General features: G+C 38.2%; 25 protein-coding genes and 1 tRNA gene. 25 read left to right on the top strand and 1 reads right to left on the bottom strand.

All coding sequences use genetic code 11. The features are described 5' to 3' along the window. Positions 1–3: 3 nt before the first annotated feature. Entirely contained in the window at positions 4–825 is an 822-nt protein-coding gene (locus E7B10_RS02305; protein ID WP_005386331.1) for a pyruvate, water dikinase regulatory protein, read from the top strand. Then, entirely contained in the window at positions 822–1,811 is a 990-nt protein-coding gene (locus E7B10_RS02300) for a deoxyguanosinetriphosphate triphosphohydrolase (protein WP_287511466.1), read from the top strand. Before E7B10_RS02305 ends, E7B10_RS02300 begins: the two co-directional genes overlap by 4 nt. An 84-nt stretch (positions 1,812–1,895) precedes the next feature. On the opposite strand, the gene rpmB is transcribed toward E7B10_RS02300, so the two are convergent. Further along, positions 1,896–2,084: a 50S ribosomal protein L28 gene (rpmB, locus tag E7B10_RS02295; protein WP_008601135.1), complete on the bottom strand. Its 189-nt coding sequence runs from the start codon at positions 2,082–2,084 to the stop codon at positions 1,896–1,898. Between the two features lie 223 nt (positions 2,085–2,307). On the opposite strand from rpmB, the gene recG reads away from it, so the two are divergent. The 23 genes from recG to groES all read left to right on the top strand — a co-directional run bounded on the left by recG (position 2,308) and on the right by groES (position 22,393). Next, the gene (recG, locus tag E7B10_RS02290) at positions 2,308–4,350 is read left to right on the top strand and encodes an ATP-dependent DNA helicase RecG (protein ID WP_101928341.1); all 2,043 of its coding nucleotides are present in this window, start codon (positions 2,308–2,310) and stop codon (positions 4,348–4,350) included. Positions 4,351–4,482: 132 nt separating this feature from the next. Continuing rightward, positions 4,483–4,668: a 4-oxalocrotonate tautomerase gene (locus E7B10_RS02285; RefSeq protein WP_004696087.1), complete on the top strand. Its 186-nt coding sequence runs from the start codon at positions 4,483–4,485 to the stop codon at positions 4,666–4,668. 76 nt (positions 4,669–4,744) lie between these two features. Further along, entirely contained in the window at positions 4,745–6,199 is a 1,455-nt protein-coding gene (gene guaB, locus E7B10_RS02280; protein ID WP_004696085.1) for an IMP dehydrogenase, read from the top strand. Between the two features lie 15 nt (positions 6,200–6,214). Continuing rightward, positions 6,215–6,937: a WecB/TagA/CpsF family glycosyltransferase gene (locus E7B10_RS02275; protein WP_004696083.1), complete on the top strand. Its 723-nt coding sequence runs from the start codon at positions 6,215–6,217 to the stop codon at positions 6,935–6,937. A 14-nt stretch (positions 6,938–6,951) separates the two neighbouring features. Next, the gene (locus tag E7B10_RS02270) at positions 6,952–7,593 is read left to right on the top strand and encodes a phosphatidylserine decarboxylase family protein (protein ID WP_004696080.1); all 642 of its coding nucleotides are present in this window, start codon (positions 6,952–6,954) and stop codon (positions 7,591–7,593) included. Next, entirely contained in the window at positions 7,586–8,257 is a 672-nt protein-coding gene (gene pssA / locus E7B10_RS02265; protein WP_119563056.1) for a CDP-diacylglycerol--serine O-phosphatidyltransferase, read from the top strand. The genes E7B10_RS02270 and pssA overlap by 8 nt, the downstream gene beginning before the upstream one ends. A gap of 19 nt (positions 8,258–8,276) precedes the next feature. Then, positions 8,277–9,539 carry a glycosyltransferase family 2 protein gene (locus E7B10_RS02260; protein ID WP_004697272.1) on the top strand — a complete coding sequence of 421 codons (1,263 nt, stop codon included), beginning with the start codon at positions 8,277–8,279 and terminating at the stop codon, positions 9,537–9,539. 17 nt (positions 9,540–9,556) lie between these two features. Continuing rightward, complete coding sequence (surE, locus tag E7B10_RS02255) at positions 9,557–10,318, top strand: 5'/3'-nucleotidase SurE (protein WP_004697320.1); 762 nt, start codon at positions 9,557–9,559, stop codon at positions 10,316–10,318. Positions 10,319–10,372: 54 nt separating this feature from the next. Continuing rightward, a tRNA-Leu gene (locus tag E7B10_RS02250) sits at positions 10,373–10,456 on the top strand. A gap of 94 nt (positions 10,457–10,550) precedes the next feature. After that, positions 10,551–11,342 (top strand): hypothetical protein, encoded by a 792-nt coding sequence (locus E7B10_RS02245; RefSeq protein WP_123137896.1) that lies wholly within the window; start codon positions 10,551–10,553, stop codon positions 11,340–11,342. 68 nt (positions 11,343–11,410) lie between these two features. Beyond that, the gene (gene acpS, locus E7B10_RS02240; RefSeq protein WP_004696069.1) at positions 11,411–11,782 is read left to right on the top strand and encodes a holo-ACP synthase; all 372 of its coding nucleotides are present in this window, start codon (positions 11,411–11,413) and stop codon (positions 11,780–11,782) included. A 1-nt stretch (position 11,783) separates the two neighbouring features. After that, a complete protein-coding gene (locus E7B10_RS02235) occupies positions 11,784–13,361 on the top strand; it encodes an NAD(P)H-hydrate dehydratase (RefSeq protein WP_287511219.1) in 1,578 nt (525 codons plus the stop codon). Next, positions 13,358–14,302: a ComEC/Rec2 family competence protein gene (locus E7B10_RS02230; protein WP_287511217.1), complete on the top strand. Its 945-nt coding sequence runs from the start codon at positions 13,358–13,360 to the stop codon at positions 14,300–14,302. Before E7B10_RS02235 ends, E7B10_RS02230 begins: the two co-directional genes overlap by 4 nt. A 245-nt stretch (positions 14,303–14,547) precedes the next feature. Further along, a complete protein-coding gene (locus E7B10_RS02225; RefSeq protein WP_039969139.1) occupies positions 14,548–15,645 on the top strand; it encodes an N-acetylmuramoyl-L-alanine amidase in 1,098 nt (365 codons plus the stop codon). A gap of 3 nt (positions 15,646–15,648) precedes the next feature. After that, entirely contained in the window at positions 15,649–16,209 is a 561-nt protein-coding gene (locus tag E7B10_RS02220; protein ID WP_005386352.1) for a GerMN domain-containing protein, read from the top strand. A gap of 114 nt (positions 16,210–16,323) precedes the next feature. Next, positions 16,324–17,304, top strand: a complete 981-nt coding sequence (thiL, locus tag E7B10_RS02215; protein ID WP_039969140.1) for a thiamine-phosphate kinase — start codon at positions 16,324–16,326, stop codon at positions 17,302–17,304. Next, positions 17,294–17,788: a tRNA (adenosine(37)-N6)-threonylcarbamoyltransferase complex ATPase subunit type 1 TsaE gene (tsaE, locus tag E7B10_RS02210; protein WP_005386354.1), complete on the top strand. Its 495-nt coding sequence runs from the start codon at positions 17,294–17,296 to the stop codon at positions 17,786–17,788. Before thiL ends, tsaE begins: the two co-directional genes overlap by 11 nt. Beyond that, positions 17,772–18,530 carry a tRNA (adenosine(37)-N6)-threonylcarbamoyltransferase complex dimerization subunit type 1 TsaB gene (tsaB, locus tag E7B10_RS02205; RefSeq protein ID WP_005386357.1) on the top strand — a complete coding sequence of 253 codons (759 nt, stop codon included), beginning with the start codon at positions 17,772–17,774 and terminating at the stop codon, positions 18,528–18,530. The genes tsaE and tsaB overlap by 17 nt, the downstream gene beginning before the upstream one ends. Next, positions 18,530–18,979, top strand: a complete 450-nt coding sequence (gene rimI / locus E7B10_RS02200; RefSeq protein WP_287511212.1) for a ribosomal protein S18-alanine N-acetyltransferase — start codon at positions 18,530–18,532, stop codon at positions 18,977–18,979. Before tsaB ends, rimI begins: the two co-directional genes overlap by 1 nt. After that, positions 18,976–20,007, top strand: coding sequence for a tRNA (adenosine(37)-N6)-threonylcarbamoyltransferase complex transferase subunit TsaD (gene tsaD / locus E7B10_RS02195; RefSeq protein WP_118091281.1), 1,032 nt, complete (start codon positions 18,976–18,978; stop codon positions 20,005–20,007). The genes rimI and tsaD overlap by 4 nt, the downstream gene beginning before the upstream one ends. Positions 20,008–20,009: 2 nt before the next feature. Continuing rightward, a complete protein-coding gene (locus E7B10_RS02190; protein WP_118091280.1) occupies positions 20,010–21,401 on the top strand; it encodes a sensor histidine kinase in 1,392 nt (463 codons plus the stop codon). Further along, positions 21,402–21,980 carry an ANTAR domain-containing response regulator gene (locus E7B10_RS02185; protein WP_004696048.1) on the top strand — a complete coding sequence of 193 codons (579 nt, stop codon included), beginning with the start codon at positions 21,402–21,404 and terminating at the stop codon, positions 21,978–21,980. Between the two features lie 131 nt (positions 21,981–22,111). Next, the gene (gene groES, locus E7B10_RS02180) at positions 22,112–22,393 is read left to right on the top strand and encodes a co-chaperone GroES (protein WP_118091279.1); all 282 of its coding nucleotides are present in this window, start codon (positions 22,112–22,114) and stop codon (positions 22,391–22,393) included. Positions 22,394–22,415: the final 22 nt, after the last annotated feature.

The following is a 22,415-nucleotide window of genomic DNA, read 5'->3' as shown; positions in this document are numbered from 1 at the left end:
AGAATGGCAGAAAAAATTATTTATGCAATATCGGACTCCCTTGGGGAGACCGCAGAGGCTGTAGCAAGAGCTACGGCGAGTCAATATGATAAGGAACAAATTGAAATTGTTCGTATTCCTTATATTGATAGTGAAAGCCAAATTGATGAAGTTATAGCAGATGCAAAACGTGGTAATCATGTTATTTGTCATACCATTGTATCTGAGACTTTACGTAAATATCTTCATGAAAAAGTGGCGGAATACAATATTCCTGCTGTCGATATTATGGGCCCAGTTCTCGATGCTGTAGGTACTGTTGCATCCACAAAGCCTCGTATGACAGCTGGTATGGTTCATAAGCTTGACCAAGAATACTTCAAAAAGGTAGAAGCCATTGAATTTGCCGTAAAATATGACGATGGTAAAAATCCATCTGGCTTTGAAAAGGCCGATGTAGTTATTATTGGTGTATCTAGAACAAGTAAGACACCATTGTCTATGTTCTTGGCCTACAAAAAGATTAAAGCTGCCAATTTGCCATTAGTACCTGAGGTACCATTACCAGAGGAATTATTTAAAATTCCAGCAAAGAAAATCGTGGGCCTTATTATTGACCCATTCAAATTAAATAATATTCGTAGTGAACGTTTGCGTGCTATCGGCCTTGAAGACGAAGCAAACTACGCATCTATTGAGCGTATTCAATCTGAATTAGAATATGCAAAAGCTATTATGCGTCGTTTACATTGTCAAGTGCTAGATGTTTCTAATAAATCTATCGAAGAAACAGCATCTCTAGTTATGCAATTGATCGATAAAAACCGTGCATCGGAGGGTAAATGAATATACGGGAACAAATAGAGGAGAGGGAGGCTTTACTCCTTTCTCCTTATGCTGCTAAAAGCCGCGATGCAATCCGTGATATAGAGGAAGCTCCCGATCCACTTAGAACGGCATTTCAACGTGATCGGGATCGCATTATTCACAGTAAATGTTTTAGACGGTTAAAGCATAAGACACAAGTTTATATTGCGCCAGGTGACCATTATCGTACGCGCATGACTCACACTCTTGAGGTGGGCCAGATTGGACGTACAGTGGCTCGTGCATTGCGACTCAATGAAGACTTGGTAGAAGCTATCGCCATGGGGCATGATGTGGGACATACACCATTTGGTCATGTTGGGGAATATGCGTTGCGTGATATGGTAGGCCATTTTAATCATAATGAACAAAGTTTGCGCATGGTAGAGGTGTTAGAAAAGCATGGTGAACATCAAGGCCTTAATCTAACAACAGCTGTGCGCGATGGTATTGTAGGCCACACAGGAGCAACAATTCCAGTTACCTTAGAAGGTCAAATTATTCGTATCGTTGACCGCATTGCCTATTTGTGTCACGATTTTGATGATGCGCAACGGGCAGGAATGTTGACGGCAGAGGCGTTGCCTTTTGAAGTGCGCGAACATTTTGGTATGACTCCATCCAGTATGATTACTGCAATGGTAGAGGATATGGTACGGGAATCCTTGGATAAGCCAGCTATATCTATGTCTGCTGATGTGGAAATGACGATGAATCTATTCCGTCAATTTATGTTTAAACATGTATATTTGGCACCAGCTTTAATTCCGGATCGCAAAAAGGCATCCCATGTGGTGAAAAATCTATTTACTCACTTCATGGAACACCCTGATGATATGGAAGGCTGTGAAACAGGTAAAGCGTTTTACTCTACACGTGATGTAGTTGATTATGTAGCAGGCTTAACAGATCAATATGCTATTAAGTTATTTAAGCAATATTATATTCCAAATATTACATTATAAATAACAAAAAAAGCAGTTAGTTCAAAATGAACTAACTGCTTTTTTGGGGCTCTAGAACCCCAAAGAGTACATGTACTTTTTATTTTACGCGCGTGTAACTTTATTAGAACGAAGGCAGCGAGTGCATACGTTTACTTTTTTTGTAGCACCGTCTACAACCGCCCGTACTCTTTGAATGTTCGGTTTCCAAGTTTTTCTTGTGCGAATGTGAGAATGACTCACGTTCATACCGCTAGATGTGGATTTACCACATACTTCGCAAAGGTTTGCCATAGTTTCCACCTCCAAGCTTAATCTATAACATAACAAAAGTATATTATCATAAAGAATAGCTTAAAGCAAGTATTTTTGTCGTACATATTGCTCTTTTTATGAAATATACTACAATATAAGGTATACTATATATCATATTCTAAGATATAAATGGACTTTTACACAAGGATATACAAAAATTGGATATATCTCATGTGTTTATCGTATATTTAAAGGAGTTTTTATGGATGAACGATTGACGACTATAAAGGGAATTGGTCCTGGTCGTGAGAAACAATTGCATAAATTGGGAATTACCAATGTTACATCCTTATTGACTTACTTTCCCAGAACCTATGAAGACCGGCGTACGATTTATAGAATTGGTGATTTAAAATCAGGTATGACAGGTGGTGTGGTAGGTACTGTTATTGCTGTACAAGAGAAACGACCTCGCCCTCGATTGTCTATTTTAGAGGTAGTCATTGCAGATGGCACAGGACCTTTGAAGATTGTTTTGTTCAATCAAGGGTATAAAAAGAACTTTTACAAAAAGGGACAACGTATATATGCATATGGTAAGGCTGAGTTTCAGTATGGTACTATGCAAATGAATACACCGCAAATGGAAAATTTAGGAGATAGTGGTGAACCAGATCGAGGTATCGTTCCTATTTACGCGCTTGCTGATGGGGTATCTCAGTTTGTGGTTCGTTCATCTGTACGCAATTGGTTCGCAGCTAATCATGAGTTACCAGAGATTTTACCTGTGGAGGTTCGTGAAAGTCATCATTATATGAGTCGCTATGATGCTTTTAAGATGATGCATTTCCCAGACTCCTCAGAGCATTACGAAGAGGCTCGTTATCAATTGGCCTATGAAGAGTTGTTCGTCATGCAAGCTGGCTTAGCTTTGTTGCGAAGTAAAGAGCAATGCCACAGAGGTCCAAAAATGGGACCAAACGGGGAACTAATGGCTCAGTGTATAGAGAATTTACCGTTTTCCTTAACAGGTGATCAACAACGAGCGTTAGAGGATATTCATATTGATATGGAAGATGAACGACCTATGCAACGTTTGTTGCAAGGTGATGTAGGCTCTGGTAAAACTATTGTGGCTACCTTGAGTTTATTAAAAGCCATCGAAAATGGATATCAGGGGGCATTGATGGCCCCTACGGAGATTCTAGCGGCTCAACATTACGAAGGGATACGAGCTGTATGTGCTAATTTAGGTATTACCATAGAATTATTAACGGGATCCTCTACGAAAAAAGAGAAAGAATGCATCTATGAGGGCTTAGCAGATGGCAGAATCCAAATGATCATTGGAACGCATGCTCTTATCCAAGAGGGGGTTAATTTTCATAATTTAGGCCTTGTTATCATTGATGAGCAACATCGCTTTGGTGTAGATCAACGGGCGAGATTGCAACAGAAGGGAACATATCCTCATGTACTTATCATGACGGCTACACCAATCCCTCGTACCATGACATTATCCGTATATGGAGATTTAGCAGTATCTTTAATTAAAGAAATGCCACCAGGGCGAAAACCTGTTAAAACATATGCTGTAGATAGTTCTTATAAAGAGAGATTACGCACTTTCTTTAGTAAGGAAATGGCGGAAGGGCGTCAGGTCTACGTGGTGTGCCCTCTTGTAGAAGAATCCGAAAAATTAGACTTGCAAGCTGCTGAGGAATTGTATTTAGAATTAAAAGAGTACTTTTATAAGGCCTATGAAGTGGGCCTCGTTCACGGTCGTATGAAGCCGAGTGAAAAAGATGAAGTGATGAATGCCTTCCATAGGGGTGAAATTTCATTACTTGTTTCTACAACAGTTATAGAAGTGGGGGTTAATGTGCCAAATGCGACCATTATGTGCGTTGAAGGGGCAGAGCGATTTGGTCTGTCTCAGCTACATCAGCTGAGGGGGCGTGTAGGTCGTGGTGCGCATCAGTCCTATTGCATTCTTGTTAGTGATTCTAAAAATGATGTAAGTCAAGAGCGTTTAAAGTTGATGGAACAAATCCAGGATGGATTTGAGCTTGCAGAGCAAGACTTATTGCTTCGCGGATCTGGTCAATTATTTGGTTTAGCTCAATCGGGGCTGCCAGATTTACGCGTTGCTAATATTATCAAAGATATTGAAATTTTAGTAGAGGCTCGCAAGGATGTACTAGATTTTGCAAATCAATTCGGAATAGAAAAATTAGAATCTATCATGAAAGAAGAATTAGAAAAAAGATTTGGTGAAAAATTTCTAAGAATATTGTATAATTAAGAGGTAGGATTAATAAGTATATAAGCATCGATAATATTAGATTTTATCTGGCTTTTTTCCTTGTTTATATGTCCTTCATACCGTATAATAGAACAAACAATTTATTTCATTTTTTCATCTATGGAGGTTAATATGCCAATTATTCATGTAGAGCTCGTCGAAGGGCGTACAAAAGAACAAAAGAAACAATTAGGTGAAGCAATTACAAAGGCTGCGGTTGATATCGTAAATGTTCCTGCTGATGCAGTAAAAGTTATCTTCGTAGATATGAAAAAAGACGATTATATGGAAGGCGGCATTTTGCGGTCTGAACGCTAAGGCTACGACTGACCGCCTAGTCCATAGGGACTAGGCGGGTCGTAGTTTTGTTTTATTATACGGAAAGGAAAGAAATATGAGAGACGATAAATTCGGTATGCGTGGACTAACTTTTGATGATGTATTATTAATACCAGCAGCTTCGGATATACTGCCTAATCAAGTTGAGTTAAAAACTCAATTAACTCGTGATATTACATTAAATATTCCTATGATTAGTTCTGGGATGGATACGGTTACTGAATCACGGATGGCGATTGCTATGGCTCGTGAAGGAGGTCTTGGCGTTATCCACAAAAATATGTCTATTGAAGAGCAAGCTCATGAAGTTGACAAGGTAAAACGCTCTGAACACGGTGTTATCGTTGATCCTATTTTCTTAAGCCCTCAAAATTTACTATCCGATGCAGCAGAACTCATGGAAAAATATAAAATTTCTGGTGTACCTATCACAGAACATGGTAAACTAGTAGGGATCATTACAAATCGCGATATGCGTTTTGAAACTGATTTAAGCCGACAAATTGGGGAATGTATGACAAAAGATTCCCTAGTTACTGCACCGGAAGGTACATCTCTTGAAGCGGCGAAAGCTATCTTAAGCGAACATCGTATTGAAAAATTACCTCTTGTAGATGGCGACGGTAACTTAAAAGGCTTAATTACGATTAAAGATATTGAAAAAGCGACTAAATATCCAAATGCAGCAAAGGATGGTAGTGGCCGATTATTAGTTGGTGCTGCAGTAGGTGTTTCTCAAGATTTGTATGATAGACTTGATGCGCTTGTATCTGCTAAAGCTGACGTAATTATTGTTGATACTGCCCATGGGCATTCTGCAGGTGTTCTTCGTACGTTGAAGGACATTAAACAAGCGTATCCTCACATTCCTGTAATTGCAGGTAATGTGGCAACTGCAGCAGGCACTGAGGCTCTTATCGAAGCTGGAGCTGATGCAGTTAAGGTTGGTATAGGACCTGGGTCTATTTGTACAACTCGTGTCATTGCTGGCATTGGGGTACCTCAAATCACAGCAGTCTATGAGTCTGCTCAAGTGGGGCGTCGCTATGGAGTTCCTATCATTGCTGATGGGGGGATTAAATATTCTGGAGATATTGCTAAAGCTATTGCGGCTGGTGCTAATGTAGTTATGATGGGTAATATTTTAGCGGGTACTGATGAAAGCCCTGGAGAAACAGTGATTTATCAAGGCCGTTCTTATAAAGTATATCGAGGCATGGGTAGTCTAGGGGCTATGAAACTCGGTAGTAAAGATCGATATTTCCAAACAGAAGCTAAGAAATTAGTTCCTGAAGGTATAGAAGGTCGTGTACCATATAAAGGTATGCTGGCCGATACAATTTTCCAAATGGTTGGTGGTTTGCGTGCAAGTATGGGGTATTGTGGATGTCATAACATCCAAGAAATGATTGAAAACACTCAATTCATTCAAATTACAGCGGCTGGTTTGAAAGAAAGTCATCCGCATGATGTAAGCATTACCGTTGAAGCACCAAATTATAGTGGTTGATAATGGAGTATTACATTGAATAAACGTATTTCTGTTTTATCTGTGCCTATCGATTGTGTCACAATGGATGAGGCAGTCCAACGTATTTTACAATTAACTGAACAGCCGGGGCTACATTTAGTAGCAACGGCTAATGCAGAAATGGTTATGTTGGCTAATGAAAATCCTACATTGCACTCCATATTGAATAATGCTAGTCTCGTCGTTCCCGATGGGGCTGGCATTTTATGGGCTGCAGAGCGTCAAGGAGAACATGTGCCTGAACGCGTAACAGGTGTAGACGTAACTATGGAATTGTTTAAAGTTGCGGCGACTCATCAAATTCCTGTATACTGCTTGGGGGCGGCACCTGGTGTTGCTCAACGAGCGATTGATAATGTATCTGCTCAGGTAGGTGCATTAAATATAGCAGGAATTCATGACGGATTCTTTGATAGTGCAGAGGAACAAGAAATCATTAAATCTATAGCTGAATCTAAGGCAAAATTGGTATTTGTTGCCTTAGGTGTGCCAAAGCAAGAACAATGGATTGCAGAAAAGTTGAGTCACCTCGATGGCGTAGTTGCCATCGGAATTGGTGGTTCCTTTGATGTCTTGGCAGGTAATATTCCTCGGGCCCCAGAATGGATGCAACAAAATCGACTTGAATGGTTGTATCGATTATATTTAGAACCTCAACGGATTGGCCGCATGTTGGCTATTCCAAAGTTTATGTGGACCGTTATTAGAAATAAATAGAGGAGTGTTGAATCGTGCCTACAGGACCAATAATTAAGGAAGGGTTTCCTCTGATAGGAGCTATGCTCATTATCACTGTGGTGTTAGGATATTTAGGACATTATGTAATTGCGATTATTTCATTTATTCTGGCATTATTTTTCGTCAATTTCTTTAGAAATCCTAAACGTGTAATCCCTCAAGATCCAGATTTGATTTTATCCCCAGCGGACGGTAAAATCATGGATATTTCTGATGTATACGAAGATATTTACTTACATAAAGAGTGTAAAAAAGTAACTATTTTCTTATCTGTTTTTGACGTGCATGCTAATCGTGCGCCTATTGATGGTAAAATTACGTACCGTCACTATACGATGGGTAGTTTCCTACCAGCATTCAAAGATGATGTAGGTTTTGAAAATGAACGTCATACTATTTGTATTGAAAATGATCGTACTTCCGTATTAGTAACGCAAATTGCGGGCCTTTTAGCAAGACGTATCGTATCTTGGACAGATCTAGATAGTGTACTTGAACGCGGTCAGTTGTACGGGATGATTAAGTTCGGTTCCTGTACTGAGCTCTATATGGATAAGGATGTAGAGTTGTTCGTGGAAAAAGGTCAACATATTACAGGCGGTGATACTGTTATCGGGAGGTTACGACATGAATAAATCTATTATTCCAAATTTATTTACTAGTGCAAATTTAGCATTTGGTGTTCTTGGTATTACGTTGTCTGCTACAAATAATACCTTCTGCGCAGCTATATGTATATTATTGTCTCTAGTAGCAGATGGATTAGATGGTCGTGTAGCAAGAGCTTTAAACGTTGCAGGACCAATGGGCCGGGAACTTGATTCTCTGTCTGATGTAGTGGGATTTGGTGTAGCGCCTGCCTATATGCTTTATATGAAAGAATTATATGGTTTAGGATGGATTGCATATGTGCCACTATTAGCTTTTGCAGTGCTTGGTGCATTTCGTTTAGCGCGATTTAATATTAAAACTGACGAAGTTCATGGCTATTTTGAAGGTTTACCAATTCCAGCCGCTGGATGTTTAGCGGCGACTTACGTATTGTGTGGCGTATCGGTACCTCAATTTGTGTTGGTAGTTTGTATGATTGGTATAGGTCTTCTTATGGTTAGTGAAGTTAAATATCCCGATTTTAAAGGTAAAAGTGAGATTTATATCAATAAACTTTCTATTGTACTCACAGCCATATTTGTTGTAGCTTGTCTCGTGTATGATTGGCATACATGGGCCGTTATGATTTTTGCTGGCTATGTAATGTTTGGGCTTATTAACGGGGCTTTAAATATAGTGCGTAAATAGATGTGTGGAGGAGAATAGTATGAATTACCTACTGGATCTATTACTGATTCCTATGCAGGTAATAATCGTAATTTATACGGTTTATTATTTTATACTCGCTGTCGTAGGTATGTGGCGATCGCGAGTACATAAAAATTATACCCCTAAAAATTCCTTTGCCATCGTTGTATGCGCTCATAATGAGGAAGCTGTTGTTGGTGAGTTAGTTAAAAACTTACGTGGCCTAGATTATCCTGATGATCTATACGATATTTTTGTAGTTGCCGATAACTGTACAGATAAGACTGCGGAAGTAGCAAGTGCTGCTGGCGCTAATGTACATGTACGTGAAAATAAACAAGAAATAGGTAAAGGTTATGCCATGGGGTGGATGTTTGATCGGGTAGAACAAATGGATCGGAAATATGATGCATTCCTGATTTTTGATGCCGATAATTTAGTACACCCTCAATTTATGTTAGAAATGAATGATCATCTTGAAAAAGGTGAGTCTGTAATTCAAGGTTACTTAAACTCTAAAAATCCAACTGACTCTTGGGTAGCCGGTACGTTCTCCATCGCCTTTTGGATGGTTAACCATATGTGGCATTTAGCAAAATATCGTCTTGGATTATCTACGGCTTTAGGTGGTACAGGCATGTGTATTCGTACATCTATTATTCGCGAATACGGTTGGGATTGCAATAGCTTAACCGAAGATATGGAATTTTCCATGAAGCTATTGACTCATGGTATCCGTACTTGTTGGGGGCATGATGCTATCGTATACGATGAAAAGGTTACAACTATGATGGCTTCTTGCAGACAACGTTTACGATGGGCTCAGGGGCAATTTGACTGTGCCGGTCGATATATTCCTAAATTATTTGCTATTGGTATCAAAACAGGGAATATTATGATTTTGGATGGTATATTCCAAGTGAGTCAACCTTATTTCTTATTGTTGACAACCGTATACTTGGTGTTATCCTACATCAATGCGTATACTCCAATTTATACAAATATTTTGTATCAAATTATGCCTATGTCTGTATGGACAATTATAGGTGTTGGTCAATATCTATTCCCATTAATTGTATTGTTGAAAATCAAGGTACCACCAAAGATTTGGTTCTATTATTTACTATATCCATTATTTGTTTATTCTTGGATTCCAGTAAATATTTTAGGGTGGTTCCGCCGTCATAATAAGGTATGGTCTCATACAGTCCATACGAGAGCTGTGGGCTTAGATGATGTTAAATTAACACGTATGGGCAATATGAATAAGAATGAAAAATAGAATCTGTAGGAGTGACTATGCATATTTTAATGTGTAATGACGATGGCATTTTAGCAGATGGTTTACGTCATCTTGCATCGTATTTAAGTCAATATTATAGAATTACCGTTGTAGCACCTGCTAATGAGCAAAGTGCTAAATCTCATGCATTGACGACCGAGGTTCCATTGAAATTAGATGCTTGCAATGGCGAGGATGAAAATCCTCGCCTTTATGCTCTAACGGGAACGCCGTCCGATTGCATGAAGTTCGGTCTCAGTTATTTATTGACTGATGATATGCCAGATCTTGTAATTTCTGGAATTAATCATGGATTTAATTTAGGCTCTGATGTATTGTATTCCGGCACTGTTTCGGCAGCTATGGAAAGTGGTTTTTACGGTATTCCCGGTTTAGCATTATCTGTTGAGAGATATTCTGTTGAACGGGGAGACGAGATGCATCCATTTATACATGAATTGATTGAGAAAATTTATGTGGCGGGTCAGTTTAGCGGTTTACTAAATGTGAACTTCCCATTACGTGGCACATGTGATTGGGATCATTTTAAAATGGTGAGCCAAGGCTTACAAACCTACAGTAATATTATCGAAGCTCGCATTAATTCAAGAGGACAGGATTATTATTGGTTAGCTGGCGAGCTAGACTATGGTGCTGAAAGTGTTCCTACAGATGTAGAATTTGCCCGTAAAGGCTATATTACAGGTGTCGCACTCACATGGAAACAACAATGTGATACGGATATGAAAAGGGTTCAAAATATTTTAGATGAAATATAAAAAATATGTTGACATTGCTTAGGGATGTCTGTATAATAACAAATGTTCCGATACGCCGGAGTGGCGGAATGGCAGACGCACTTGACTCAAAATCAAGCGGGTAACACCGTGTGGGTTCAAGTCCCACCTCCGGCACCAACATTAGGCGGTAAGACTTTTGTCTTACCGCCTATTTTTATATTTATGAATTTATATACTATAATATACATTATTAATTTCATGAGGTGACAGTATGGATCAAGGTGTAATTGATTATATTACAAATATCTTTGATATTCCTAAACTTACTCAACAGGTTAGCGCTGTACAGATGCCATTGCCATTATCTCGCTTGGCAGAAATACCATTAGATGGATCTGTAAATCAGTGCCAAGGATTTTGTTATAATTCCAAAAAAGACGTTTTTGCTTTAGCTTGTATTAATTCAGATAATACGAAGCAAATTATTTATGAAATTAATCCAAAAACTTTTACTGTTGTTGCAAAATATGAGTATAGTTATAAAAGTTTATTAGGTCATATGAATACCTTAACTTATAATTCTGTCAATAATCGTTACTATACAACAAATGCTGTTGTAAATGGATATAACCTTACTCCTATTGAAGCGGATAGCATGATTGTTGAAGCACCGATTAAACTAAAAGAGAAAGTTTTTAATTTTGCATATGATAAAGTACGCAATGAATATGTATCAATTGTGCCTTTAACAAACTCTGAACGGACAATTAATTATTACGACTCCAATTTTAATCGTATTCGTTCTTATAAAATTGATGCTAATCATACAAACTTAAATAATAACGGTGCTTACGCAACTAATGGAAATACTTTATTTACGACGTTGACAACCTTTGTATACGTCGATGAAGAGGGAGTTGTTAAAAATATTAGCCCTTATGCTTCTGGAATGGAAGTAGAAGACATGGATTGTCGAAATGGTCAAATGTATATGGCGGTCAATCGCAAAGGTAAAGTTGAAATTTATAGTTTGCCTAGCCTACCATTTTCGGTAAATGTCTAGATATTACTTATGTTTTAATCCCCTTTATGAGTGTATAATAATAGTATTAGGGTATTTTAGGAGCTATTATGAAATTAGGGAATGATATTATAGAGATTGACCGCATACGTCAAGCTATAGAGAAATCAAGTTCATTTAAAGCACGCGTTTATACGATTCATGAGATTGAATATTGTAAAAGTCGGAATAAAGGATGCTACGAATCCTTTGCCGGTATATATGCTGCAAAAGAGGCTTTTATTAAAGCTTTAGGTACAGGGATGAGGCATGGATCATGGCAAGATATAGAGATTTATCATGATGAATGGGGCGCACCCTTAATTCGTTTACAAGATACTTTCAAAGATATTTACGAAACATCAGGTTATACTGATATTCATGTATCGATTAGTCATTGCAAGGATTATGCAATGAGTACAGTTATACTTGAAGGAGCATAAGATGAATATTTTAACTACAGAAGATGCTCGATTTATAGATCGAGAGGTTCCTAAGCAATTAGGAATTTCTTTAGAAATCCTCATGGAAAATGCTGGACGTGGTATCGTAGATGCCTTATGGGGAGAGTACGATTTATTTTCCCTGAATAATGGCCGTTCCATAAATAGTTTTGTTTTATTTATATGTGGTACGGGTAATAATGGGGCAGATGGCCTTGTAGCGGCTCGCCATTTTATGGAGCAAGGCGTACCAGCACAAATTGTACTAGTAGGAGATATAAACAAGTGTAGTGATCTTTTTGCAGTGCAAATTGAGCGCTGCAAAGCTATGGGCTGTAGCATCGATATGTATGATGAATTCAATGATTGGTCCAACGTAGCCATCGCTGTGGAAGGCATCATGGGAACGGGCTTTACAGGAAGGTTAAGAGAGGTGACCATCGATATATTAAATGATATTGATACTATGCGTAGTCAGTATAATTTTGATTTGTGGGCTATTGATGTACCTGCAGGTTTGGATGCTACTACTGGTCATGTAACTGAAGGCACACTGACCTATGATTATACTGTTACTTTTGGAGCTATCAAACAAGGTTTGTTATTATATCCCGGAAAGGCTATAGGAGGAACCGCTGTGGTTGCTCCATTGGGTGCTCCTTGGCAGCAGGTACTGGGTGAACGTGTTAGAACTATAACCATTGATTCTGATTTAGCAGAAAAAATTATCAACTATCGTACCCCAATGGCGCATAAAGGTGTCAATGGAAACACTTTAATTATTGGTGGTTCAAATGATATGATAGGAGCCCCTATTTTGGCTGCTGAAGCGGCAGTTCATAGTGGTGCTGGTAAAGTAACATTAGCTGTACCCAAAATAATTAAACAGATTGTACAAAGCCGTGTCATACCTGAGGTGATGGTTACTTCCACAGAGACTAATAAAGAACTTTTTGATTGTCGTCAAGTTGTTGCTATGGGACCTGGTTTAGGTCGCACGCGTGAAATTTGTGATTTAGTGGATCATATCTTAGAAGCTTACGAAGGAGCATTAGTACTAGATGCTGATGCTTTGTATGCATTGGGACATGTTGGTTGTGTTAATAAAGATGCTTTGCGAGATGGTGATATTGAGTCTGCATATACAGTGGAAAGAGAACTTCCATATTGTGTCATGACACCGCATTTAGGTGAATTTAGTAGACTTATTGATTTACCTATTAAATGGATTGAGCGTCATTATATCACGTTGGCTAGAGAATTTGCTAAGGCTCATCAAGTTATTCTTGTACTAAAAGGAATTCCTTCAATTGTGGCATTACCTGATGGAACGGTGTATGTAAATACTATCGGTAATGCGGGCATGGGTACTGGCGGTATGGGAGATGTACTGACTGGTGTAATTGCTGGTTTTATAAGTCAGGGTTATTCACTACAAGATAGTGCTGTTCTCGGTGTATATGTACATAGTCGTAGTGCAGATATTCTGAATGAAACAAAGAGTTGGGGTTATACTCCGAGTGATGTCAGTGCTTCTTTAGGCTTCGTGGTTAGTGAATTATTGGGAGATTATGAATGACAAATAGAATACAACGCTTTATAGCTTTCTTGTTAGTATTATGTATTCCTATCTTCGCCATTGCAGGCTGCACAAATAATGATGTAGCAAACGCAGCAAATCAAGTAACTACTAACGCTAATGGGACTTACTCAATCGATACTAAAACGACTACCCCTGAAGGTAAGCTAGATGTATATATGCTTGATATTGGTCAAGGGGATGCTATATTACTTAAGGTAGGCGATGAGTATAGCATGATCGATACTGGTGATATAGAACATCGTGAAAATATTGTAGCTCAACTTAAAACTATGGGTGTAACAAAGCTAAAAAATATTATTATCACGCATCCTCATGCTGATCATATGGGTGGTTTCTATGCTATTGCAAAGGCTATGCCTATTGAACATGTGTATGATGATGGTATTTCTGTTGATAATAATATGTATAAAACCTATGAAAAATGGATTGATAAAAATAAAATTCAACGGTCTACATTGCGTAGTGGTGATGTAGTAGATTTTGGTCATGGAGCGGTATTTGTTGTATATGCACCTTGGACTGAACCTTTAACAGATAAAAAAGGAGCGCCAGATCTTAATAATAACTCTATTGTAGGTAAATTAATTTTTGGTAAATTCTCTATGCTCTTTACTGGTGATGCAGAATTACAAGAAGAGAAAAAACTCATAAAAGAGCAGAACTCTAGACTGTTTGCCCGTGTTCTTAAGGTAGGTCACCACGGTTCTCGCACAAGTAGCTCTGAAGATTTTTTGAAATCTATTAAACCAGAAAGTGCATTAATTTCAAATGGCATGTATAATAGTTATGGTCATCCTCACGATGTAACATTACGTCGTTTGCAGGAAAATAATATTGCCATTTACCGTACAGATACGATGGGACGTATTCACATTAGTACGGATGGGAATGAATGGCAAATTACAACTGAACGTTAGTATCGATTGCATAGCACAAAAATTAATTTTAAGCAACTGATTTTTGTGTGTACTGTATAAAGACTTTATATAGTAATATGTATAATCGGCATACTAATCTTCATGTTTGTATGAAATAATCTATCTATAATCTAACATTAGTTTATGGATAGATTGGAACGATGAGACTTTGATTCACAAAGATATCATCGACTCATCTCTATGGTTTGGACACTACGTATGTCAGTTAGATTGGAGTGAATGTATTGCGTAAACTATTTTTTATGTGCCTTGCTGTCTTGATGGCGATACCACTATTCTTGACTCAAGCAAAGGCAGCTAATCTTGAAGATGCTCGATGGGTGACACGAACTGATGCACCGGTACCATATGTTCGTATGGTTATGGATTTGTCAGCACCGGTAAAAGCGTCTGCATCGATTAGCAAAGATGGGAAAACGACGACTGTTACCTTAAAGAACACAAAGCTAAAAACTGCTAAAGCGAATATCAATATGGACTCTAGCATAGCTAGTTCTGCTAGACTCACAGAAGATGGCAGAGATGTGAAGGTAACAATTAAGACACCTTCATCTATCGATACGAGTGATGTAAAGGTATTTTCCCTAAAGAAAGATACGGTTAATCAGAAACCGTATCGCATCGTTGTAGATGTACAGAAAAAAGGTGTGGTACCTAAACCTGCTTATTATGGCAAACGTCCATCTCCTTCTGCACATCCTGCGAAAAATATGCCAACAGGATCCGGTAATTATTCTATTAGCGGTGGTCTATCTGGTAAAACAATTACGATTGACCCAGGTCATGGTGGTAGTGACTCTGGTGCCGTTGGGCCGCATGGTGTACAAGAGAAAAATATTACACTACCGATTTCTATGTACTTGAAAAAAGCTCTAGAAAATCGTGGCGCTAAAGTGCTTATGACTCGTACTACAGACGTAGACGTATACGGTCCTAATGCAAGTGGTGTTGATGAATTGGGTGCTCGTGTTAACGTAGCAAACCGTAGCAATTCTGATGCGCTCATCAGTGTGCATATTAACGCATTCAACAACCCAAGTGTTGGTGGTATTGCAACATACTACTATAGTAAAACAGGCAATGATGCTCGATTAGCACAAAAGGTACAATCTCAAATTGCTAGCGTTCCAGGTTTCAATGGTGACCGTGGCATTCAAGAAGGTAACTTATATGTGTTGAGACATTCTAACATGCCTGCAGTTCTTGTAGAGCTTGGTTTTATTTCCAACCCTAATGAAGAACGTGTATTGCAATCTCCTCAAACACAAGAAGATTTTGCAAATCGCATTGCCAATGGTATTGCTAGTTACTTTGGAGGTTAATCGATGAAATTACGTAAACAAGTTCTGTCGATCCTCTGCGTAGGTTTGCTTGCATTTGCAGCGGGTTGTACACCTAATCAAGCACCTACAACGGGTAAAAGTGAACCTGTGCAAGAGACGAAAGTCAATAAGGATGCAGAAACAACAAAAACATCTCAAGAAATGGTTAAGATGGCCTTCTTTGTTCCAACAGAGGATGGCTCAGGGGTAAAACAATCAACCGTTGAGATGGAGGCGGACAAAGTAACGCCTAAAGCTGCTCTTCTAGCGATGTTAAAAGCTGATAGAGCACAAAAATATCCAGTATTCTCCAAGGATATTAAAATTACATCCGTTACTGTAAAGGACGGCATTGCTTCTGTAGAAGTGAATGACGCTTTCGTAAAAGGTAATGGTGGGGACTTAACTGTTAAATTACAAATGGCTGCCATTGTAAATACATTGACATCCTTTGATAATATTAATGGTGTTCTCTTCGTTAGCAATGGTAAAAAGGTACCTACTGTAGGTTCCTTTGATACGAAAGATCCTGTTAAACGGATGACAAACCTAATTAAAAAATAATTAAGTTAGGCTCATTGATAGCAGATAGTTGATATATCAACTATCTGCTATTTTTGTTGTCTTTTATATATGTTACAATACAATATGTATACTAATCGGAAGCCAGGTGATGAGATGCAATTAAAAGATGTAGGGGAATTTAATTTCATTCGCCACATTCAAGATAATACGATACATGATCCAAGTACTGTGATTACAGGAATTGGTGATGATTGTGCTGTATATAGTGCTAAGGAAGAAACAGATCAATTAATTAGTACTGATACGATGGTGGAAGGGGTTCACTTTAGCTTTCACTATATGAAGCCCTATGATGTAGGCTATCGTCTCATGACGGCCAATTTGAGTGATATTGCTGCTATGGGTGGTACTCCTCGTCAAATTGTGCTATCTGTGGCGGCACCTGAATATGTTGATACGGCTATTCTTGATGAAGTTTATAGAGGTATAAAAGATCAATGCGCAAAATATCATCTTAATATACTTGGTGGGGATACGGTGTGTACGGAAGGGCCCATGGTGTGGACTGTAACAATTATTGGTGATGTCCCTAAAGGAACTGCTATTATGCGTAGCGGTGCGCAAGTAGGTGATATTGTGGGTATTACAAATTACGTAGGTTATGCTGCTACAGGTTTGGGTGCCTTATCATATAATTTAGATGGTTATCATATGACCAAGGTTGGTCATCAACGTCCAGATCCACAAATAGAATTGGGCCAACAATTGAGACAATTAGGTATTCATAGTATGAATGATATTAGTGATGGTCTCGGTAGTGAATTAAATGAAATTGCATCGGCTAGCAATGTATCTATTGTCATAGAGGAAAAAGCTATTCCACTACATGAGGAGACTTATGAATTAGCTAAGTATTTGCAGACTAATCCAGTGGACTATGCATTGTATGGTGGAGAGGACTTTCAACTAGTATTCACGGCTCCTAAATCATTGCTTTCTAAATTAGAGAATTTAGCAGGCATTACAATAATTGGTGAAGTTGTATCTGGACCAGCTCAGGTGCAGATGGTAACACCAGATAAAACGATTAAGACCATAGAAGCGAAAGGATATAATCATTTTCATGAATCATAAGGCACAGGTTCAATTAGAGACTCATACAGTTGAAGATACACAACAATTTGGACAATTATTAGGCAAATGGGTCAAACAAAGTGGAGACCCTTTATGTATTGCCTTAATTGGTAATTTGGGGACAGGAAAAACTCATCTATCTCAAGGCATTGCGAAAGGCTTTGGCGTTACAGAGGAGATTACAAGCCCTACGTTTGCTATCATGAATACTTACGATGTTGATAGAACACATTTATATCATTTTGATGTATATCGGTTGGATGATATAAGTGAACTAGAAAATATTGGCTTTTACGAATATACAGAGGACTGTGTATCCATTGTGGAGTGGGCTGATAAATTTTCTGATGAATTACCAGATGAAACATTATGGATATATTTAACTCGTATTGATGATACAAGCCGATCCATTACGTTAAGTAGTGATTATCTTACGAAAGATGATTTAGTAGATATAGGAGGCCCATATGTGGTTGGGAATTGAGACAAGTTCGCTCGTATCGAGTGTGGCCTTAATGGATGAAACAAACTTGATTGGTGAATTAACCATTCAAGCGGGATTAACTCATTCTGAGCAGCTAATACCTCACATCGACATGTTGTTGCGAGCCTCACAAGTAAAAAAGAATGAACTAAAAGGTATTATAGTTAGCATCGGTCCTGGTTCATTTACGGGATTGCGTATAGGTATGGGGACTGCAAAAGCTATGGCTTATGCCTTACAAATTCCATTGTATGGTGTGATGACAATGGATAGTTTGGCTCATAATGTTTCATATACAAATAGAACTATCTGTACTGTTATCGATGCTCAGAAAAAGCATGTCTATACTGGTCTGTATCGATATGAAAACAATGAGCTAGTATGTAAAGAGGAACCCTTTGTTATTGCGGCTAGTGATTTATTAGAAAAGTTCCGAGAAACTAAGGAAGAGGTCTTATTCTTAGGTGATGGTATCAAGCGCATTGAAAAGCTTTTAAACGAAAACGATACTAATTTGACTATTCTAGATATTTCACAACGCATTCCTAAAGCCAGTTCTTTACTTTTAGCGGGACGCGACTTAGTTATCCGTGAAGAGATATGTGATCCAATGGATATGGTTCCTTATTATATCCGTCGCTCTGAAGCAGAGGTTTTATGGGAGGAACGCCATAAGGATAATCCAGACATGTTAAACCAAAATCCTACAGTTGTTGTCACTGAAGCGGCAGGAGTAGAATAATGGAGATTCGGTTAGCTACGGTAGATGATGCTCAATCCATTTATGATATAGAGCAACAGTCCTTTTCTGTTCCATGGAGCTTGGAATCTGTACTTGCTGAACTTGAAGGGGCCGATAATAAGCTATATATGGTAATTTGTGAGGAGAACAAAATTGTTGGATATGCAGGTGCTTGGCTTGTATACGATGAAGGTCAAATTACGAATATCGCCATTATTCCTTCCGCACGAGGTAAGGGATACGGATCAAAACTTACAAAACAATTAATAGATGAATGTCTTATGAGAGGTATGAAAGAAATTTTCTTAGAGGTGCGCATATCTAATCTTGCAGCATTGGCTATGTATAGAAATTTAGGATTTTCTGTAAAAGGAATTCGTAAAGATTATTATTCAGAGCCTATGGAAGATGCTTATATTATGTCTCTCGTTTCAGAGGAAATAGAATGAGTATATACACATTAGCCTTGGAAAGTAGCTGTGACGAAACCTCTGCTTCTGTCCTTAAGGACGGGCGCACTGTTTTGTCTAATGTTATTTCAAGCCAAGTGCCAATACATAGAAAATTTGGTGGCGTTGTACCTGAAATTGCATCACGTCATCATATAGAACAAGTGATACCCGTAATAGACCAAGCATTACGTGATGCAAATGTGACTTTACAAGATATCAATCATATTGGTGTTACGTATGGGCCAGGTCTTGTAGGGGCTTTATTAGTTGGTGTAGCTGCTGCAAAAGGGTTATCCTTTGCTACAGGGATTCCCTTGGTGCCAGTGCACCATATGGAAGGTCATATTTTTGCTAACTTTTTAGCTAATCCAGAACTGGAGCCTCCGTTTTTAAGTCTCGTTGTATCTGGTGGTCATACCATGTTAGTACATGTAAAAGGATATGAAGAATTTGATGTTCTTGGTCAAACACGAGATGACGCAGCTGGCGAGGCTTTTGATAAGATTGCACGGGTTATGGGATTCCCTTATCCAGGGGGCCCTCATATCGATGCCCTTGCCGTTGAAGGGAATCCAGAGGCTATTGAATTTCCAAAGGCTTTAAGTGAACCAGGTAATTTTGAATTTAGCTTTAGTGGTTTGAAATCCGCAGTTTTAAACTATTTAAATAGTAAGCAACAAAAGAATGAGCCTATTAATCAAGCTGATGTGGCCGCATCATTCCAGAAGGCCATCGTAGATGTGTTAGTAGAAAAGACGAAAGATGCCGCACATACTTTAGGTGAAAGTCGTATTACTATTGCTGGCGGTGTATCAGCTAATAAAGGATTACAAAAGGCTTTAGAAGCTATGTGTGTAGAAGAAGGCTTTACTTATTACAAACCACATAAAATTTTGTCTACTGACAATGCGGCCATGATTGGATGCCGAGCTTATTATATGGCGCAGGCCGGAAAATTTTGCGATTTAACATTGAATGCAAAGCCCAGTGTTGAAATTGGATACGTATCTTGGAAAGAGGATTAATCGTGGATATTGGTCAAGATATTTTAAATAGAACACCATTAGGACCATTACAAACCTCATTACTTGAGCATATTAGTAAACTCATATCCTTTGGCGAGTCTTTAACTCGTCAAAGGATACAGATTTTTACACCCCTACTAGAGACAGGACAAGGTGAGAAATCACAACAATGTGCAGATATGCTATGCATAGAACGCAGTGATCAAGGGATTACTACATGTCAATTAAAAGGCAGTCATACGTGGCATGCTATGATGAAAGATGGTCAACCACTTATCGGGTTAGATGACAAGCAGCGTCAATATGTCTTTCCTATCGTAGACAACGGAGGTCGTATTATTGGGGGTATATCTTTTACATTATCACCATCTATTAAGGCAGAACAATATGAGCAAGAATATTTTTTGTCTGATACGATGCAACGTCTTATGCTGACGGCTACTGATGAACAAATATTGTCTTACGAACCCATGTCCTATTTTGATGGTTTAATTATTTTCGACGACACTTATAAAATACTGTATGCTAACGATGCAGCTATGAAGTTAGTAGATGTATTAGGCTTTGATCGTCGCTTGGTAGGTTCATCAATTTTTAGCAGTACCTTAAAGATGTCCGCTATACAGCAGGTATTATTAGATAGAAGTATACGTACAAATGAAGAAATCTATCAAGATATGGTAATTCGTCAGCACATGATTCCTATTGCTATGGGGCGCAATGAAACGAGGTGCTTTTTAGTTCTTCATGATTGTACTCGTGAAAGTAAACAGCAACAAGAATTATTGGTTAAAAATTCCATTATCAAAGAGGTTCATCATCGTGTAAAAAATAACTTACAAACTGTAGCAGGGTTATTGCGTATGGAGGCGAGACGCTCTAGCTTGCCAGATGTAAAGCAAGCACTCCAAGAGGGGATTAATCGCATTGAGAGCATGGCTCTAGTTCACGATATAGTGTCTCATTACGATGAGGATTATATTGGTATACGATCAATTTATGATGAATTATGTCGTTTGTTGCGTATGAGTATGGTGCGACAAGACCAAGAGGTTACTTTTACTTACAGTGGTGAAGATATGCTAATTTCTTCTCATATGGCGAGTTATGTATCTCTTATAATTAATGAATTGATTACGAATAGCTTAGAACATGGGTTAGACGGGAATCGTGGAAATGTTCATCTAGCAGTTACTGATGCAGGTAGTACAATTAAACTGGCTTTTACAGATAACGGAAAAGGATTGCCTAGTGATTTCTCTGTTTCTTCTAATAAACGGTTAGGTTTAACAATTATTAATAATTTAGTTACTCATGAATTAAAAGGAAGTTTATCCATAGAAAATACTGGAACAGGTGTATTGGTGACGATATATATGAAAAAGGAGGCATAAATGCGCGTTTTAATCGTGGATGATGAATCCCTAATACGTATGGATTTACGAGATATTATTGAGTCTTGTGGTCATGAAGTCGTTGCAGAAGGTACAAATGGTGTTGAAGCTTTAGCACTTTGTAAAAAACATAAGCCAGATATTATATTGATGGATGTTAAGATGCCAGAATTAGATGGTATTGAGGCGGCACGTCAAATTGGCTTTCACCATGAAGCACCTGTAGTATTATTAACAAGTTATAGCCAGCAAGATTTAATCGATAAGGCTCGAGATTCTGGTGTATATGGCTATTTAATTAAACCAGTACGGGAGGAACAGTTAGTTCCTACCTTAGAGATGGCTTTAGGTCGCTATAAAAGTGATGCTCAGTTGCGAGAAAAGATGGCTGAGCTAGAACAGTCATTAGAAGATCGTAAAATCATTCAAAAGGGAACTGGTATATTAATGGAACTATATTCTATATCTGAAGTGGAAGCGTATAATCGGATCCGCACTTTAAGTATGAATAAACAAATATCTATTATAGAAACATGTAATCTCATCATTAAACAGTCTAATAAGTCAAATAATATCTAAAAAGTCAAAAAATCAAAATTAGTACTTGCAATTATTTTAACTTCGGTTATAATAATACTTGTGATTAGCACTCAATGAGTTAGAGTGCTAATAAATTATGGAGATTAACTAGTAAAAAGGAGTGACATTATATGTTAAAACCATTAGCTGACCGCGTTCTTATCCGTCTAGAAGCAAAAGAAGAAAAAACTAAAAGTGGTATTTTCCTTCCTGATACAGCTAAAGAAAAGCCTCAAGAAGGTGTAGTTGTAGCTGTAGGTGCTGGTAAAGTATATGACAATGGTCAACGTGTAGCTCCAGAAGTTAAAGTTGGCGACACTGTTATGTTTGCAAAATATGCTGGTAGCGAATTAGAAATCGATGGCGCTATTCATTTGATTATTAGCGAACGCGATATTTTAGCAGTATTATAATCGCTGATTTATAGTCTATATG

The sequence above is a fragment of the Veillonella sp. genome, from assembly GCF_032470285.1.
GTDB lineage: Bacteria > Bacillota > Negativicutes > Veillonellales > Veillonellaceae > Veillonella.
The sequence above is the reverse complement of the archived record's forward strand: the minus strand, read 5'-3'. Positions and strand labels throughout refer to the sequence as shown.

Excerpts from the sequence above, each read along its gene's own strand:
- guaB (WP_004696085.1), top strand. The coding sequence starts at position 4,745 with ATGAGAGACGATAAATTCGGTATGCGTGGACTAACTTTTGATGATGTA.
- rimI (WP_287511212.1), top strand. The coding sequence starts at position 18,530 with ATGGAGATTCGGTTAGCTACGGTAGATGATGCTCAATCCATTTATGAT.
- E7B10_RS02300 (WP_287511466.1), top strand. The coding sequence starts at position 822 with ATGAATATACGGGAACAAATAGAGGAGAGGGAGGCTTTACTCCTTTCT.
- tsaE (WP_005386354.1), top strand. The coding sequence starts at position 17,294 with ATGAATCATAAGGCACAGGTTCAATTAGAGACTCATACAGTTGAAGAT.
- rpmB (WP_008601135.1), bottom strand. The coding sequence starts at position 2,084 with ATGGCAAACCTTTGCGAAGTATGTGGTAAATCCACATCTAGCGGTATG.
- E7B10_RS02230 (WP_287511217.1), top strand. The coding sequence starts at position 13,358 with ATGACAAATAGAATACAACGCTTTATAGCTTTCTTGTTAGTATTATGT.
- groES (WP_118091279.1), top strand. The coding sequence starts at position 22,112 with ATGTTAAAACCATTAGCTGACCGCGTTCTTATCCGTCTAGAAGCAAAA.
- recG (WP_101928341.1), top strand. The coding sequence starts at position 2,308 with ATGGATGAACGATTGACGACTATAAAGGGAATTGGTCCTGGTCGTGAG.
- E7B10_RS02305 (WP_005386331.1), top strand. The coding sequence starts at position 4 with ATGGCAGAAAAAATTATTTATGCAATATCGGACTCCCTTGGGGAGACC.
- acpS (WP_004696069.1), top strand. The coding sequence starts at position 11,411 with ATGAAATTAGGGAATGATATTATAGAGATTGACCGCATACGTCAAGCT.
- tsaD (WP_118091281.1), top strand. The coding sequence starts at position 18,976 with ATGAGTATATACACATTAGCCTTGGAAAGTAGCTGTGACGAAACCTCT.
- surE (WP_004697320.1), top strand. The coding sequence starts at position 9,557 with ATGCATATTTTAATGTGTAATGACGATGGCATTTTAGCAGATGGTTTA.
- E7B10_RS02220 (WP_005386352.1), top strand. The coding sequence starts at position 15,649 with ATGAAATTACGTAAACAAGTTCTGTCGATCCTCTGCGTAGGTTTGCTT.
- E7B10_RS02235 (WP_287511219.1), top strand. The coding sequence starts at position 11,784 with ATGAATATTTTAACTACAGAAGATGCTCGATTTATAGATCGAGAGGTT.
- tsaB (WP_005386357.1), top strand. The coding sequence starts at position 17,772 with ATGTGGTTGGGAATTGAGACAAGTTCGCTCGTATCGAGTGTGGCCTTA.
- thiL (WP_039969140.1), top strand. The coding sequence starts at position 16,324 with ATGCAATTAAAAGATGTAGGGGAATTTAATTTCATTCGCCACATTCAA.
- E7B10_RS02185 (WP_004696048.1), top strand. The coding sequence starts at position 21,402 with ATGCGCGTTTTAATCGTGGATGATGAATCCCTAATACGTATGGATTTA.
- E7B10_RS02260 (WP_004697272.1), top strand. The coding sequence starts at position 8,277 with ATGAATTACCTACTGGATCTATTACTGATTCCTATGCAGGTAATAATC.
- E7B10_RS02285 (WP_004696087.1), top strand. The coding sequence starts at position 4,483 with ATGCCAATTATTCATGTAGAGCTCGTCGAAGGGCGTACAAAAGAACAA.
- pssA (WP_119563056.1), top strand. The coding sequence starts at position 7,586 with ATGAATAAATCTATTATTCCAAATTTATTTACTAGTGCAAATTTAGCA.
- E7B10_RS02245 (WP_123137896.1), top strand. The coding sequence starts at position 10,551 with ATGGATCAAGGTGTAATTGATTATATTACAAATATCTTTGATATTCCT.